We start from the raw sequence: 13,190 nt of genomic DNA, 5'->3' as shown, positions 1-13,190 counted from the left end.
GCGGGTACTCAATCCCGCGTCGGAAGAACAGAGAGAAGTAGTCATGGTCGGCGACGAAGAATCCATCACCGTTGTGCTCAACCGGCTGCGCCGTGCGCACGGCCAGCTGGCCGGAGTGATCTCGATGATCGAGCAGGGACGCGAGTGCAAGGACGTGGTGACACAGCTCGCCGCGGTGTCCCGTGCGCTCGATCGTGCCGGCTTCAAGATCGTCGCCACCGGCCTACGCGAATGCATGACCGGCGACCAGGCCACCCGTGAGCCCATGAACGAGGAACAACTCGAGAAACTGTTCCTCGCACTCGCCTGACCGGCGCAACGAGAGGACAGCAATGCAACTCGGCTACAGCACCACGCTGCACATCGACTTCGACGAGGCGGTGGAACGTACCAAGGCCGCCCTCGCCGAACAGGGATTCGGCGTACTCACCGAGATCGACGTCGCAGCGACGCTCAAGAAGAAGCTCGACGAGGACGTGGAGCGCTATCTGATTCTCGGCGCCTGCAATCCGGCGCTGGCACATCGTGCGCTCGGCACCAACCGTCAGATCGGGTTGCTCCTGCCGTGCAACGTGGTGGTCCGCGAGGACGTCGATGCACCGGGAACGGTGATCGTCGAGGCGATGAACCCCGACATCATGGTGCGGGTCACCGACTCCCCCGGGCTGCCCGAGGTGGCCGCCGACGCCACCACCAAGCTCAAGGCCGCGATCGCCACGCTCGACGCCGGGGTTCCTGCCTGAGTCCCCGACCATCCGCGACGCGTCTGCGGCGTGTGACGTACACGTCGTGGGTGATCGGCGGGCGTACCCAGTAACCTGTTGAGGCGATGAGCACCGACCGCCCCATCCCCCAGCATCATTCACCCGGCCCCGATGTGGGCCGGGTGAATCGTCGTTCGCTGCTGATCTCCGGCGCCGGCGTCGCCGCCCTCGGCGCACTGGCCGGGTGTTCCCGCTCGGACGCGATGACCGTCGACAAGCGCCGGGCCGAACCGCGCGGCGCCGACGACGAGCTCCCCTCGGAAACCTCACCCGCCCCCATCGCGCGTGGTCCGGCGCTGGTGACCGGAAGTTTCGTGTCGGCCAAGATGGGTGGTCGGCTCACCCGGTGGGCGGTGGCCAGACCGGACAATGTGAGTGGTCGGCTCCCCGTGGTGGTGGTGCTGCACGCACTCAACACCGACGAGAGGGCGATCTTCACCGACAAGCTCGCCATCCAGAACGTGCTGCAGTCCTACGTCGACGCGGGCAACCCGCCGTTTGCGATCGCCGCCGTCGACGGTGCCCGCAACTACTGGCACCCCCGCGTCGACGGCACCGACGGCGCGGCGATGGTCCTCGACGAGTTCCTGCCGATGCTGGCGGGCAACACCCAGCTCGATCTGTCCACCGAACGGATCGGGCTGTTCGGCTGGTCGATGGGCGGCTACGGGGCGTTGCGCCTCGCCGCGCTGCTCGGCTCGCCGCGGGTGGCCGCCGTCACGGTCAGTTCGCCCGCGCTATGGGCCGACCCGCGCAACTATCCGCCGCGCGCGTTCGACAGCTTCGAGGACTACCAGCAGAATTCGCTGTTCGGCCAGCAGGCCGCCTTCGCGAAGATCCCGCTGCTGATCAGCATCGGATCGAGCGATCAGTTCTTCACCTACACGCGGCAATGGGCGGCGGGATTGCATCCGCCCGCCGCGTTCGGCACCGCCGCCGGCGGGCACACCAACCGGTACTGGCGCTCGGTGCTGCCCGATCAGGTGGAGTTCCTCGGCCGCGAACTGGCCCGCTAGGTCATCCCGCGAGCCGGCTCGCCAGGTCATCCCGCGAGCCGGCTCGCCAGGTCATCCCGCGAGCCGGCTCGCCAGGTCATCACAGCCGGGCCGGTCATCACAGCCGGGCCGGTCAGATGTGGATGCGCCCCTCGAGCGCGGCCTTGCCGATGTCGGTGCGGTAGTGCGAACCGGGGAGCTTGATGCCGGCGATCCGCTCGTAGGCCTGCGCCCGGGCTTCGGCGAGGTCGGCGCCCACTCCCACCACGCCGAGGACCCGACCGCCCGAGGACACCACCGCCCCGTCGGCGTCGAGCGAGGTGCCCGCGTGCAGCACACCCTCGCCGTCGGCGCCGGTGATGACGTCGCCGGTACGTGGTGTGCCGGGATAGTTCTCCGCGGCCACCACCACCACCACGGCCGAACCGTCGACCCATTCCAGCGGCGGCAGGCCGGCCAGGGTGCCCGTCGCGGTGGCGTTGAGTGCTTGTCCCAGTGGGGATTTCAGCAGCGCGAGCACCGCTTGGGTTTCCGGGTCGCCGAAGCGGCAGTTGAACTCGACCACGGCGGGGCCGTCGGCGCCGATGGCCAGCCCGGCGTAGAGCAGTCCGGAGAACGGTGTCCCGCGGCGCACGAGTTCGGCGGCCACCGGCGTCACGACGTCGTCGACGATCTGCCGGGTCACCTCGTCGGGCAGCCACGGCAACGGGGTGTAGGCGCCCATGCCGCCGGTGTTGGGTCCGGTGTCGCCGTCACCGACACGTTTGTGGTCCTGCGCCGGGATGAGCGGCACCACGGTGTCGCCGTCCACCAGGCAGAACAACGACACCTCGGGGCCGTCGAGGAAACTCTCCAGCAGCACCGGGTGGCCCATCTCGAGGCATTCGGCGGCGTGATTGCGGGCCGCGGCGCGGTCGGCGGTCACCACCACCCCCTTGCCGGCGGCGAGTCCGTCGTCCTTGACCACCCACGTGGGGCCGAAACGGTCGAGTGCGGCGTCGAGCCGCGCCGGGTTGTCGACGATCTCGCTGTGCGCGGTGCGCACCCCGGCAGCAGCCATCACGTCCTTGGCGAAAGCCTTGGACCCTTCGATCCGCGCAGCCTGCGCGCTGGGACCGAAGGTGGCGAATCCGGAGTCGCGCAACGCATCTGCGACACCGAGCACCAGCGGCACCTCGGGTCCGATCACGACCAGGTCGGCGGCGATCTCCCGCGCCAGGGAGACCACCGAATCCGCCGACGTCGCGTCGACCCGGTGGTTGGTCGCGACCGACGCGGTACCGGCATTGCCCGGCGCCACGTGCAGATCGGTGACCGATGGGTCGCGGGACAATGCGATGAGCAGGGCGTGCTCGCGGCCGCCCGAACCGATGACTAGTACGCGCACGCCCATGACTCTAGCCACCCCACGCAGTCGACACCGAGCGCGTGGCCATCACCCGACGCGGATGTCCACCCCGATGCCCGACAGGGCCCGCGCGCGCCGGTGCACGCCCACCAACTCGTCGACGACCACGACGAACAGCGGCGCCACCGCCACCACCACCACGGCGACGGCCGGCGAGACACCGGCCGAGGCGAGCGCGATCCCGGCTGTCAGGAACGCGATGACCCCGATCCCGGTGACGATGGTGAGGGGATCGAACGGCAGCAGGTAGTCGTACATCACGAGCATGGACAGGCAGTAGATGCCCAGCGGGACGGCCACGCAGGCCACCACGGCCCCGGCGCCGATGGACGCCTCGTGTTCGCTCCACAGCGCCGCCACCTCGAGTCCCCCACCGGTGGCCGCGGCCGACATGAACACGATGGTGTGTCCGTACCCCCACGGAAAGCACTTGTTGCGGTGCGCATGCAGGGCGTCGCCCACCGGCACGGTGAAGTAGATCCACCACATGGCAAACGTGACGACCATTGCCGATACCCCGAACACACCCGCGTCGAGCGTCCAGCCGTCGTGGTCGACCACCGCCTGCAGCACGGCGACGGTGCCCACCACTCCCTCGCCGAGGGTGACGATGGTCAGCAGCGAATAGCGTTCGGCGATGTGGTGGGGGTGCCACGGCGTGGGCCGCACCCTGGTCTCGGCGATCACAGGACCGAGGAGCTCGACAAACGCGCAGACGGCAATGGCGATGAACGTGGGCCACAAGGCGAGGTCGACGATGGCGGTGATCACCCACATCACCTGGGCCACGATGATCGCGGCCGCGTACGTGAGGCACGTCTTGCGGCACTCGGGACTCTGGTACGCGGCTCTCAGCCACTGGGTCAGGAGACCGACGCGCATCACCACGTAACCGGTGACCACGACGCGGATGTCGACGTGCTCGTTGTGGTCGATCGAGGTGAAGACCGGGGACACGCCCAGCGCGAGGATCGCGACGCCGATCATCTGCACCAGCACCACGCCGCGGAAGAACCAGTCGTCGGTGTCGAACGCGGACGCGAACCAGGTGAAGTTGATCCACGCCCAGATCGCGGCGAACGTGCACAGCACGTAGCCGAGGATCGCCGTGCGGAAGTGTCCCTCGGCGAGGTAGTGCGCGAGTTGGGTGCCGGCGACCGAGAAGATCACCACGAACACGAGGTCGTAGAACAGTTCCAGGTTGGTCGCGGCCCGTCGCTGCTCGTGGGGGTCGCGGCCGATCATCCTGGTCAGCCGGTGTCCGATGGTGAGTGCCACGGTGTGACCCTAATCGGGGCAGCCTGCCCCGTCACGTCGCGCTGCGGCCTACTTCGGGTCGGTGAGGTCGTACACGGTGGCGCCGTCGACCGTCTTGGCGGTGAAGTTCTGTTCCACCCACTCGGTGATCTGTCCCGACGGCCTGCTGGTGTCCGAACCTCGGCCCCCGAAACCGCCGCCGGCGATGAAGTAGTGGATCTTCTTCTGCTCCACCAGCTTTTGGAACTGCTCGAGGGTCGGCGACGGATCGGTGCCGTTGAAGCCGCCGATCGGCATCACCGAGTAGCCGGAGTAGAGCTGGTATCCCGATGCGGTATTGGAGCCGACGGCGGCGGCCACCCAGGTGAACCGGTCGGCGTCGGTGCGCAGCAGCGTGATCATCTCCGCGCTGGGGCGCGATCCCATGAGCAGGCCGCCGCCGGGTCCGCCCATGCCGGGTCCGCCCATGCCGTACGTGCCCATGCCGCCGTCGGCACCGGTGCCGGTCGGGTTACCAGGAGCCTGTCCCGGGCCGCCGGGTGCCATGCCGCCGGGAGCCTGTCTCGGGCCGCCGGGTGCCGTGCCGCCGGGTGCCTGTCCCGGGCCACCGGGAGCTTGTCCGGGGCCGCCGGGAGCCATCCCGCCGGGAGGCATGGTTCCAGGACCCTGGCCCCAGTTCGACCGACCCATACGCATGCCGCCGCGTCCGAATCCACCCGGCCCGAATCCACCCGCGACAGCGGGGCCCGCACTGATGATCGACCCCTGCTTGGGTGTGGTGATGGTGTCGACGGTGTAGGCGAACGGTCCGGCCAGCGCGGCCAGCAGCGACGTCGCGATGGCGAGCGCACCCAGGTAGGCGCGGTGGGCCACCAGCATCACCGCACCCCCGATGATGCCGACAACGATTACCACGTACCGCAGCCACGGAACGAAATCGGGTGAGCGGTTCAGCAGCACGAATCCCCAGATCGCGGCGATCCACACCGCGGCGGCCAGCACGCATCGCACCCAGATCGTGGTGCGGGCACGCCACGCCACCGCTGCCCCACCGGCCAGCACCGCGGCCACCGCCGGCGCCAGGGCCGCGGTGTAGTAGCTGTGGAAGATGCCCGCCATGAAGCTGAACACACCCATGGTGACCAGCAGCCACAGTCCCCACACCGACAGGTAGGCGCGTCGGGTGTCGGTGCGCTTGGCGCGGCCGATGACGATGAACGCCGCCACGCCGAGCACCAGGGCCGACGGGATGAGCCATGCGATCTGCCCACCCTGCTCGGGCTGGAACATGCGCAGCCAGCCCGGCTGACCCCACATGCCGCCGCCCGGTCCGCGGCCGCCGGCTCCGGGCGGTCCGGCGAAGTCGCCTGCCGTACCGCCCGGTCCGAATGCCGCGCCGTAGCCGCGGTTCATGCCCGGTCCCACGCTGCCGGTTTCGTTGCCGTTGAGGCGTCCGAACCCGTTGTAGCCCAACGTGAGTTCGAGCACCGAATTGTGTTGCGAGCCGCCGATCCACGGTCGCGACGACGCCGGCCACAATTCCACCGTGAGCAGCCACCAGCCGGCGCTGACGATCATCGCGCCCAGCGCGGCGAAGCAGCCACCGAGCCGCCGGAGCCAGGTGCCGGGACCGAAGGCGAAGTAGGTGAGCGCGAGCGCGGGGACGATCAGCATCACCTGCAGTTGCTTGGTGAGGAAACCGAATCCGACGAAGACACCGGTGAGGATCATCCAGCGCAACCGGCCGTCCTCGACCGCCTTCAGACACGCCCACACCGCGGCGATCATCAGCAGGATCAGCAGCGCCTCGGGATTGTTGAACCGGAACATCAGCGCCGCGACCGGTGTGATCGCCAGCGTGGCGCCGGCGAGAATTCCCGCCCAGTGTCCGAGGTACTTGCGGGTGATCCAGTACAGCAGCGCCACCGATGCCACGCCCATGAGCGCGTTGGGCACCAGGATCGCCCACGAATTGAGACCGAAGATGCGCACCGAGATCGCCGGAATCCACAGGGACGCAGGCGGTTTGTCGACGGTGATGGAGTTGGCCATGTCGCTGGACCCGAAGAACCATGCCTTCCACGACTGCGAACCGGCCTGGATCGCGGCGGAGTAGAAGGAGTTGGCGAACCCGTTGCTCGACAGGTTCCAGAGGTAGATGACCGTCGTCCCGATGAGCAGCGCGGCCAGGGACAGCGATTCCCACAGCCGTGCGCGGGTGGAGGTGCTCGGTGCGTCGACAGCGGCACGGCCCCGGTGATCCGGGGCCGTCGTCGAATCTGCGGTCGTTGTCATCGTCTCGATTCTCGTCGTTGGGAGCGTAGGCGTGTGGGGGCGCGGGGTCACCCGGCGGTGCGGGCCTTCAGGTGAGCGCGAAACACCCAGCGCAGCCCGACGAAGCGGGTGGCGGTGGCCACCAGGTTGGCGATCACCAGCACCGCGAGTTCGACGTGCTTGGACGCGGCGGGCGCGAAGGAGTGCAACGCGACCAGCGAACCGGCGGTCACGGCCCACCCGAAGAGGAACACCCCGAGGCCGAAGAACTGGTGTTTGAGTGCGTCCTCGCGGCCCTGGACCCCGAAGCTGAAGCGGCGGTTGGCCGCGGTGTTGAGAATCGCGGTGATCGCCAGGGCGACGAAGTTCGAGACCTGGGCGCCGAGAATCGAGTGCAGCAGCAGGTAGAGCACCGCGTAGGCGACGGTCGAGGCCACCCCGACCACGCAGAAGCGGGCCAGTTGGCCGACCATTCCGTGGGGGACTCCCGCGATGGCGGGGCCGGGGGCACGCTCGCGTCCGACGGTGGCCCGTAGTTGCGCGATCGGGAGGCGGCCGGTGGCCAGCGCGTAGCCCACCCGCGCGCACCCCTTCAGGTCGGCCAGCGCGGTGGACACGATGTCGACGGTGCTGCCGGGGTCGTCGGTCCAGTCGACGGGCACCTCGGCGATGCGCAGTCCGATCCGTTCGCCGATCACGAGCAACTCGGTGTCGAAGAACCAGCCGGTGTCGCTCACGTAGGGCAGCACCTGCCGGGCGATGTCGGCGCGCACGGCCTTGAAGCCGCACTGGGCGTCGGAGAACCTCGCCCGCATCGTGGTGCGCAGGATGAGGTTGTAGCTGCGCGAGATGAATTCACGCTTGGGGCCGCGCACCACCCGCGACGACCGCGCCAGCCGCGTGCCGATGGCGATGTCGGAGTGGCCGGACTCCAGTGGCGCGATCAGCGGCAGCAACGCGTTGAGGTCGGTGGAGAGGTCGACGTCGCAGTAGGCGACGATCTGCGCGTCGCTGCGAGTCCAGACCGCCTTGAGCGCCCGGCCGCGGCCCTTCTCGTCGAGGTGCATCACGCGGATGCCGCCGAGTTCGCCCGCGAGTTCGGCGGCGATCGCGACGGTGTTGTCGGTGCTCGCGTTGTCGGCGACGGTGATCCGCGCGGTGAACGGTACGTCGGCGGTGAGGTGAGCGTGCAGTCGCTGCAGGCAGCGGGTGATGTCGGCCTCTTCGTTGTAGACGGGCACGACGATGTCGAGGACGGGCACGGCCACCGAGGTGTCGGCGACGGTCGTCACTGCGGCCGCGGCCTGCGGGAGGGCGTCTGTGGTCATGTCATCAAGAATCGGTGCGCAAACTTCATCCACTCTGCGCCGAACCTGCCAGTTGGCTGTGAGCGTCGAGCGTGCCCAGATCCCCGTCGAGCGTGCCCACATCCGGCTGTCTCCTCGCTCCCGCGCACCTGTTTCCTTCCCGCGTCGCAAATTACCTACGCGGGAAGGAAATGGAGACGCGGGAAGCTGCAGGATCAGGCGCTGTCAGCGGGGGTCGCTAGATTTGCGGACATGACCAGCGCCCCCACCCTCTCCGATGCCGACCGCGCAGTCGCCGAGGGGGTGATCAGCAGCCTCGCCGGTGACGGCGCCCGGTTGCGCGACGACCAGCTCTCTGCGGTGGTCGGGTTGCTCGGAGCGAGCGGGCCACGTGTGCCCGGCGCCGGGAGCGAAGCGAGCGGGCCACGTGTGCCCGGCGCCGGGAGCGAAGCGAGCGGGCCACGTGTGCCCGGCGCCGTGAGCGAAGCGAGCGGGCCGCGTGTACTCGTTGTGCAGGCGACGGGGTGGGGCAAGTCGGCCGTGTACTGGACCGCGACGGCGATCCTGCGGGCGCATGGCCGGGGACCGACGCTGATCGTCTCACCTCTGCTGTCACTGATGCGTGATCAGGTGGCCGCCGCCGGACGTGCCGGGCTGCGGGCGGCGACGTTGAACTCGTCCAACGTCGACGAGTGGAATTCCATCGAATCCGATTTGCGGTCCGGCAACGTCGACGTGCTGTTGGTCTCGCCGGAACGGCTGGCCAATCCGGGTTTCGGCCGCCGGGTGCTCGACGCGCTGGCCGGCAATCTGGGGTTGCTGGTGATCGACGAGGCGCACGCCATCTCCGACTGGGGTCATGATTTCCGGCCCGACTATCGCCGTGTCGCCGACGTATTGCGGTCGCTGAATCCCGACACCCCGGTGTTGGCGACCACGGCCACCGCGAACAGCCGGGTGACCGACGACGTGGCCACCCAACTCGGCTCGCACACGCTGGTGCTGCGCGGTCCACTCGCCCGCAAGTCGTTGCATCTCAACGTGATCGATGGACTCTCACCCATCGATCGATACGCCTGGGTGGCGCAATACCTGCCGGAACTGCCCGGCTCGGGCATCGTCTACGTGCTGACCGTCGCCGATGCGGACCGTCTCGTCGACGCGATTCGCGCGGTGCACGGCGACGCCGTCCCGGTCGCCGCCTACACCGGCCAACTCGACGCCGACCGCCGCCACCAACTCGAGGACGCACTTCTGCGCAACGAGGTCAAGGCACTGGTCGCGACGTCGGCGCTGGGGATGGGCTACGACAAACCCGACCTCGGATTTGTCGTCCACGTCGGGTCGCCGCCGTCGCCGGTGTCGTATTACCAGCAGGTCGGTCGCGCCGGGCGAGCGCTCGACGATGCGGTGGTGGTGTTGCTCGCCGCGGCCGGTGACAACTCGGTGTGGGAGTACTTCGCCACCGCGACCATCCCCGAGCCCGAGCGGATGCGGACTCTGCTCGATGCACTCGGCGCCGCGGACGCACCGATGTCGGTACCCGCGTTGGAGGCCGGGACGGGAATGCGTCGTGGACGCATCGAGCTGATGCTCAAACAACTCGCCGTCGACGGCGCCACCGAGCGCGGACCGGACGGATGGTCGGCGACGGGGACGCCGTGGGTATACGACGCCGACCACTACGACGGCGTGCTGGCGGTGCGTCGTCGGGAAGCCGACATCATGCGGTCCTACATCGCCGGCCGCCGCTGCCTGATGCAGTTGCTCACCGAATCTCTCGACGATGCACAGTCGGAGCCGTGCGGCCGGTGTTCGGTCTGTCGCGGCGCTCTCACCCCTCCGCTGAACGCCGCGGTCGACCCGGCAACGGTCCGGACGATCACGGGTTCGCTGCGTCGATCGGCGCAGACCCTGGAACCCCGCAAGATGTGGCCGGGTGGTGACTTCGGCCGTCGCGGTCGCATTCCGGCGGATCTCGCGGCCGCCGAAGGCCGGGTACTGGCCCACGCCGATGCGCCGGAGTGGTCGGATCTGCTGACCGCTGCCCGTGACCACGACACGCAGGCGCTCGCCGATCTCGGCGACGCCGCGGTGGCGACGTTGTCGGCGTGGGTTCGTTCCACCGGGGTTCGGCCCGACCTGATCCTCTCGTTGCGCCTGACCGGAACCGGACTGGCCGACGACCTCGCCGAACACCTGCGGGTCGTCGGACGTCGCCCTGGCGGCGCGCTGCCCGTTCGTCAGGGCGACCCGCCCGGTCGTGATGCGCCGGGTGCCGTGGAGGCCGGCTACTGGCGTGACCATCTCGGTGATCCGCCTCCGGAGGTGTCGGGTCAGGCGGTGTTGCTGGTGGTCGACGAAACGCGGAGCGGCTGGCCGATCACCCTGGCCGCGGCGGCGTTGCGTGAGGCGGGTGCGTCAGCGGTGTTGCCGCTGCTGATCCATCGCACCGTGTGAACCGCGCGAATCCGGGCACGCTCGACCCGAAAGTGGGCACGCTCGACGTCAGTCGGCGACGTACTCCCCGTATCCGGTGGCGCGCAGGGCGGCACGGATCTTCTTCGCGTCGGCGTCGAGTTCCTCGGCCGAGATGTCCCTGCGGGCCTTGCTGAGGTCGTAGGTCTCCATGCTCACTGCCGGGAACACGTGGATGTGCACGTGCGGAACCTCGAAACCGGCGATCAACATGCCGATGCGGGGCGCCCCGAGCCCCTCCTTGATCGCGCGTCCCACCTTCTGTGCGACGTCGGCGAGATGGGTGAACGACGCGGTGTCCATCTGCTCCCAGTGGTCGACCTCTTTACGCGGTACCACCAGCACGTGCCCCGGGGTGACCGGCTCGATGGTCAGAAAGGACACGCACTGACCGTCCTTCCAGACAAAACGACCGGGGAGTTCTCCATTGATGACTTTGGTGAATACCGACGACATACCAACAGTCTAGGTCGATTCGACGCCCGATGACCGTAGTTGTCGAGCGTCCGTTCCCGTGTTGGCCGTGGATCTGTCGGGAGCCCGTGACATTCTTTCCTCGTGAGTCGACAAGAGTTCACCGGCGACGGGCCGGAGTCGCCACGTGGCGGGCATCCGGTCGGTTCCGCGGCGGTGGTGGCGCGCGCCCAGCGGTTCCCGCGGCTGCGCTACATGGGCTCCAAGTATCGCCTGCTCCCCCACCTCGAGCGCACCTTCGCCGAGATCGGCGGCAGCACCGCGGTGGACGCGTTCTCCGGGTCCGGCGTCGTCTCCTACCTGCTCAAGGCACAGGGATTCGCGGTCACCACCAACGACTTCCTGACCTTCCCGCACATCATCACCCGCGCGACGGTCGCCAACTCGTCGGTGCGCCTCGAACCCGACCTCGTCGACGAGATCTGCGGCCCACCCGCCGACGACCGTGACTTCATCGCCCGCACCTTCGACGGCCTCTACTTCTCCGCCGACGACCGCGCCTTTCTGGATTCCGCGTGGTCGCACATCGACCGTTTGCGCGGCTACCGGCGCGACCTCGCCATCTCGGCGCTGGTGTTGTCGGCGGCCCGCAAGCAGCCGCGCGGTGTATTCACCTTCACCGACTCCTCGCGTTACGCCGACGGCCGCCGCGACCTGCGGATGTCGCTGCGCGACCACTTCCGGCTGCGCTCGGCCCACGAGTACAACGCGACGGTGTTCAGCAATGGCCGGCGGCATCGCAGCATCTGCGGCGACGTTTTCGACATCGACCTCGACACCACAGCACCCGACCTGGTGTATCTCGACCCGCCGTACGCCCCGCCGACCGACGACAACGACTACATCAAGCGCTATCACTTCCTGGAGGGTCTCTCCGTCTACTGGGAGGGGATGAGCATCATGGAGAACACGAAGACCAAGAAGCTGCCCAAGCGGTTCACTCCCTTCGCCTACAAACGCACCATCGACGACGCCTTGCTGCGCACCTTCGAGCACTTCGAGTCCGCGGGTGCGATCGTGCTCTCCTACTCGTCGAACGCGTTACCCGGGCACGACCGGATCGTCGATCTGCTCGGCAAGGTCAAGCCGTCGGTGGAGGTGATCGCGATCGATCACAAGTACAGCTTCGGTACGCACGCGGCCGCCACCCGCCGGGACGTGAGCGAGTTCCTGTTCATCGGCCGGGACTGAGCGACAACAGGATTCACCCATGATGCAGGATTGGTCCCGATGAGTGACGCCGGCGAGTTCGACGACTACCTCTTGTCGCTGGGTCGGCTGACCGCGCACGTGGACCCGACGGCATCGACGCCCGAGGCGGAGCGGATCGTCGACGCCGTCGACTCACTCTCCGAAGTGCTCGACACCGACCTGACCGGTCTGGCGGTGTGGGCGCGCGATCACGCCGACGAGGACACCATTCTGCGATTGGCGGTGGGACTGTCCCAGGAGAAGATGCGCAACAACCTGCGCCACGAGTTCGGTACATCGTCGTGGCAGAAGGTGGCGCGCAGCGCCCCGTACGACCTCGTCGACTGGATGGACCGAGAATTCGATCTGGTTCGGATGCTCCGCGCGCAGATGGCCCGCACCTACACCTTCGCCGATATTCTCGTCGCCCGGTCGGGTACGCGGGCCACGGCCACCCGCGCGGGAGCTTCCGGGCGGCACATCGAAGACGAGATCGAGTCCATCGCAAGGGATTTGAATCTGCCGTACGTGACTCGCTCTCGCTTCACCGGCCGCGGCGGCCGGGACGCACCCGCCGACCTCATCGTCGGACGCGAGGGTGCGGCCGACATCGTGGTGGCCGCGAAGGGGTTCGACTCCACCGGCAGCAAACTCACCGACGCGGTCCGCGAGATCGAGGAAATGGCCGAGGTACGTCTGCCCAAGCAACTCGTGTTGGCGGTGATCGACGGAATCGGTTGGAAATCGCGGCAATCCGACCTCCGTCGCATCCATCAGCTCTGGGCCGACAAGCAGATCGACGGGATGTACACGCTGGTCACGCTGGACGCGTTCCGCGCCGACGTCGAGGAGTTCGCCCGGCTGCGCAAGCTGATCTGACGTCAGGGGCGGCAGCGAGCGGACCCGGGCACGCTCAACGGGATTCTGGGCACGCTCGACCCGGAAGTGGGCACGCTCAACGGGATTCTGGGCACGCTCGACCCGGAAGTGGGCACGCTCAACGGGATTCTGGGCACGCTCGACCCGGAAGTGGGCACGCTCA

At 68.4% G+C, this 13,190-nt stretch carries 11 protein-coding genes; 6 read left to right on the top strand and 5 right to left on the bottom strand.

The genetic code is table 11. The annotated features are described in order from the left end of the window. The first annotated feature begins 43 nt into the window (after positions 1 to 43). The 3 genes from ACWDSI_RS14395 (at position 44) to ACWDSI_RS14385 (ending at position 1,780) form a co-directional block, all read left to right on the top strand. Positions 44 to 310: a metal-sensitive transcriptional regulator gene (locus tag ACWDSI_RS14395; protein WP_449756931.1), complete on the top strand. Its 267-nt coding sequence runs from the start codon at positions 44 to 46 to the stop codon at positions 308 to 310. 22 nt (positions 311 to 332) lie between these two features. Further along, a complete protein-coding gene (locus ACWDSI_RS14390; RefSeq protein WP_449756930.1) occupies positions 333 to 743 on the top strand; it encodes a DUF302 domain-containing protein in 411 nt (136 codons plus the stop codon). A gap of 86 nt (positions 744 to 829) precedes the next feature. Next, a complete protein-coding gene (locus tag ACWDSI_RS14385; RefSeq protein ID WP_449756929.1) occupies positions 830 to 1,780 on the top strand; it encodes an alpha/beta hydrolase in 951 nt (316 codons plus the stop codon). A gap of 112 nt (positions 1,781 to 1,892) precedes the next feature. On the opposite strand, the gene purD is transcribed toward ACWDSI_RS14385, so the two are convergent. From purD to ACWDSI_RS14365, 4 genes are all read right to left on the bottom strand, one after another. Then, positions 1,893 to 3,146: a phosphoribosylamine--glycine ligase gene (purD, locus tag ACWDSI_RS14380; RefSeq protein ID WP_449756928.1), complete on the bottom strand. Its 1,254-nt coding sequence runs from the start codon at positions 3,144 to 3,146 to the stop codon at positions 1,893 to 1,895. Positions 3,147 to 3,194: 48 nt separating this feature from the next. Continuing rightward, positions 3,195 to 4,412, bottom strand: coding sequence for a low temperature requirement protein A (locus ACWDSI_RS14375; RefSeq protein ID WP_449756998.1), 1,218 nt, complete (start codon positions 4,410 to 4,412; stop codon positions 3,195 to 3,197). Between the two features lie 81 nt (positions 4,413 to 4,493). Then, on the bottom strand, positions 4,494 to 6,719 hold the full coding sequence (locus ACWDSI_RS14370) for an ArnT family glycosyltransferase (RefSeq protein WP_449756927.1): 2,226 nt from the start codon (positions 6,717 to 6,719) through the stop codon (positions 4,494 to 4,496). A gap of 47 nt (positions 6,720 to 6,766) precedes the next feature. Further along, the gene (locus tag ACWDSI_RS14365; RefSeq protein WP_449756926.1) at positions 6,767 to 8,026 is read right to left on the bottom strand and encodes a glycosyltransferase; all 1,260 of its coding nucleotides are present in this window, start codon (positions 8,024 to 8,026) and stop codon (positions 6,767 to 6,769) included. Between the two features lie 231 nt (positions 8,027 to 8,257). On the opposite strand from ACWDSI_RS14365, the gene ACWDSI_RS14360 reads away from it, so the two are divergent. Then, on the top strand, positions 8,258 to 10,465 hold the full coding sequence (locus ACWDSI_RS14360) for a RecQ family ATP-dependent DNA helicase (RefSeq protein ID WP_449756925.1): 2,208 nt from the start codon (positions 8,258 to 8,260) through the stop codon (positions 10,463 to 10,465). Positions 10,466 to 10,513: 48 nt separating this feature from the next. Here the strand turns inward: ACWDSI_RS14360 and ACWDSI_RS14355 are convergent, their stop codons facing one another. Then, positions 10,514 to 10,939, bottom strand: a complete 426-nt coding sequence (locus ACWDSI_RS14355; protein WP_449745891.1) for an HIT family protein — start codon at positions 10,937 to 10,939, stop codon at positions 10,514 to 10,516. Positions 10,940 to 11,041: 102 nt separating this feature from the next. On the opposite strand from ACWDSI_RS14355, the gene ACWDSI_RS14350 reads away from it, so the two are divergent. Next, a complete protein-coding gene (locus ACWDSI_RS14350) occupies positions 11,042 to 12,148 on the top strand; it encodes a DNA adenine methylase (protein WP_449756924.1) in 1,107 nt (368 codons plus the stop codon). A gap of 39 nt (positions 12,149 to 12,187) precedes the next feature. After that, entirely contained in the window at positions 12,188 to 13,027 is an 840-nt protein-coding gene (locus tag ACWDSI_RS14345) for a hypothetical protein (protein ID WP_449756923.1), read from the top strand. The last annotated feature ends 163 nt before the right edge of the window (positions 13,028 to 13,190 follow it).

The organism is Gordonia sp. NPDC003429, from assembly GCF_053588575.1.
This window is presented reverse-complemented; position numbering and strand designations above follow the sequence as displayed.

Coding starts and splice junctions, on each gene's coding strand:
- ACWDSI_RS14345 (WP_449756923.1), top strand. CDS start 12,188: ATGAGTGACGCCGGCGAGTTCGACGACTACCTCTTGTCGCTGGGTCGG.
- ACWDSI_RS14370 (WP_449756927.1), bottom strand. CDS start 6,719: ATGACAACGACCGCAGATTCGACGACGGCCCCGGATCACCGGGGCCGT.
- ACWDSI_RS14390 (WP_449756930.1), top strand. CDS start 333: ATGCAACTCGGCTACAGCACCACGCTGCACATCGACTTCGACGAGGCG.
- ACWDSI_RS14375 (WP_449756998.1), bottom strand. CDS start 4,412: ATGATCGGCCGCGACCCCCACGAGCAGCGACGGGCCGCGACCAACCTG.
- ACWDSI_RS14365 (WP_449756926.1), bottom strand. CDS start 8,026: ATGACCACAGACGCCCTCCCGCAGGCCGCGGCCGCAGTGACGACCGTC.
- ACWDSI_RS14385 (WP_449756929.1), top strand. CDS start 830: ATGAGCACCGACCGCCCCATCCCCCAGCATCATTCACCCGGCCCCGAT.
- ACWDSI_RS14395 (WP_449756931.1), top strand. CDS start 44: ATGGTCGGCGACGAAGAATCCATCACCGTTGTGCTCAACCGGCTGCGC.
- ACWDSI_RS14355 (WP_449745891.1), bottom strand. CDS start 10,939: ATGTCGTCGGTATTCACCAAAGTCATCAATGGAGAACTCCCCGGTCGT.
- ACWDSI_RS14360 (WP_449756925.1), top strand. CDS start 8,258: ATGACCAGCGCCCCCACCCTCTCCGATGCCGACCGCGCAGTCGCCGAG.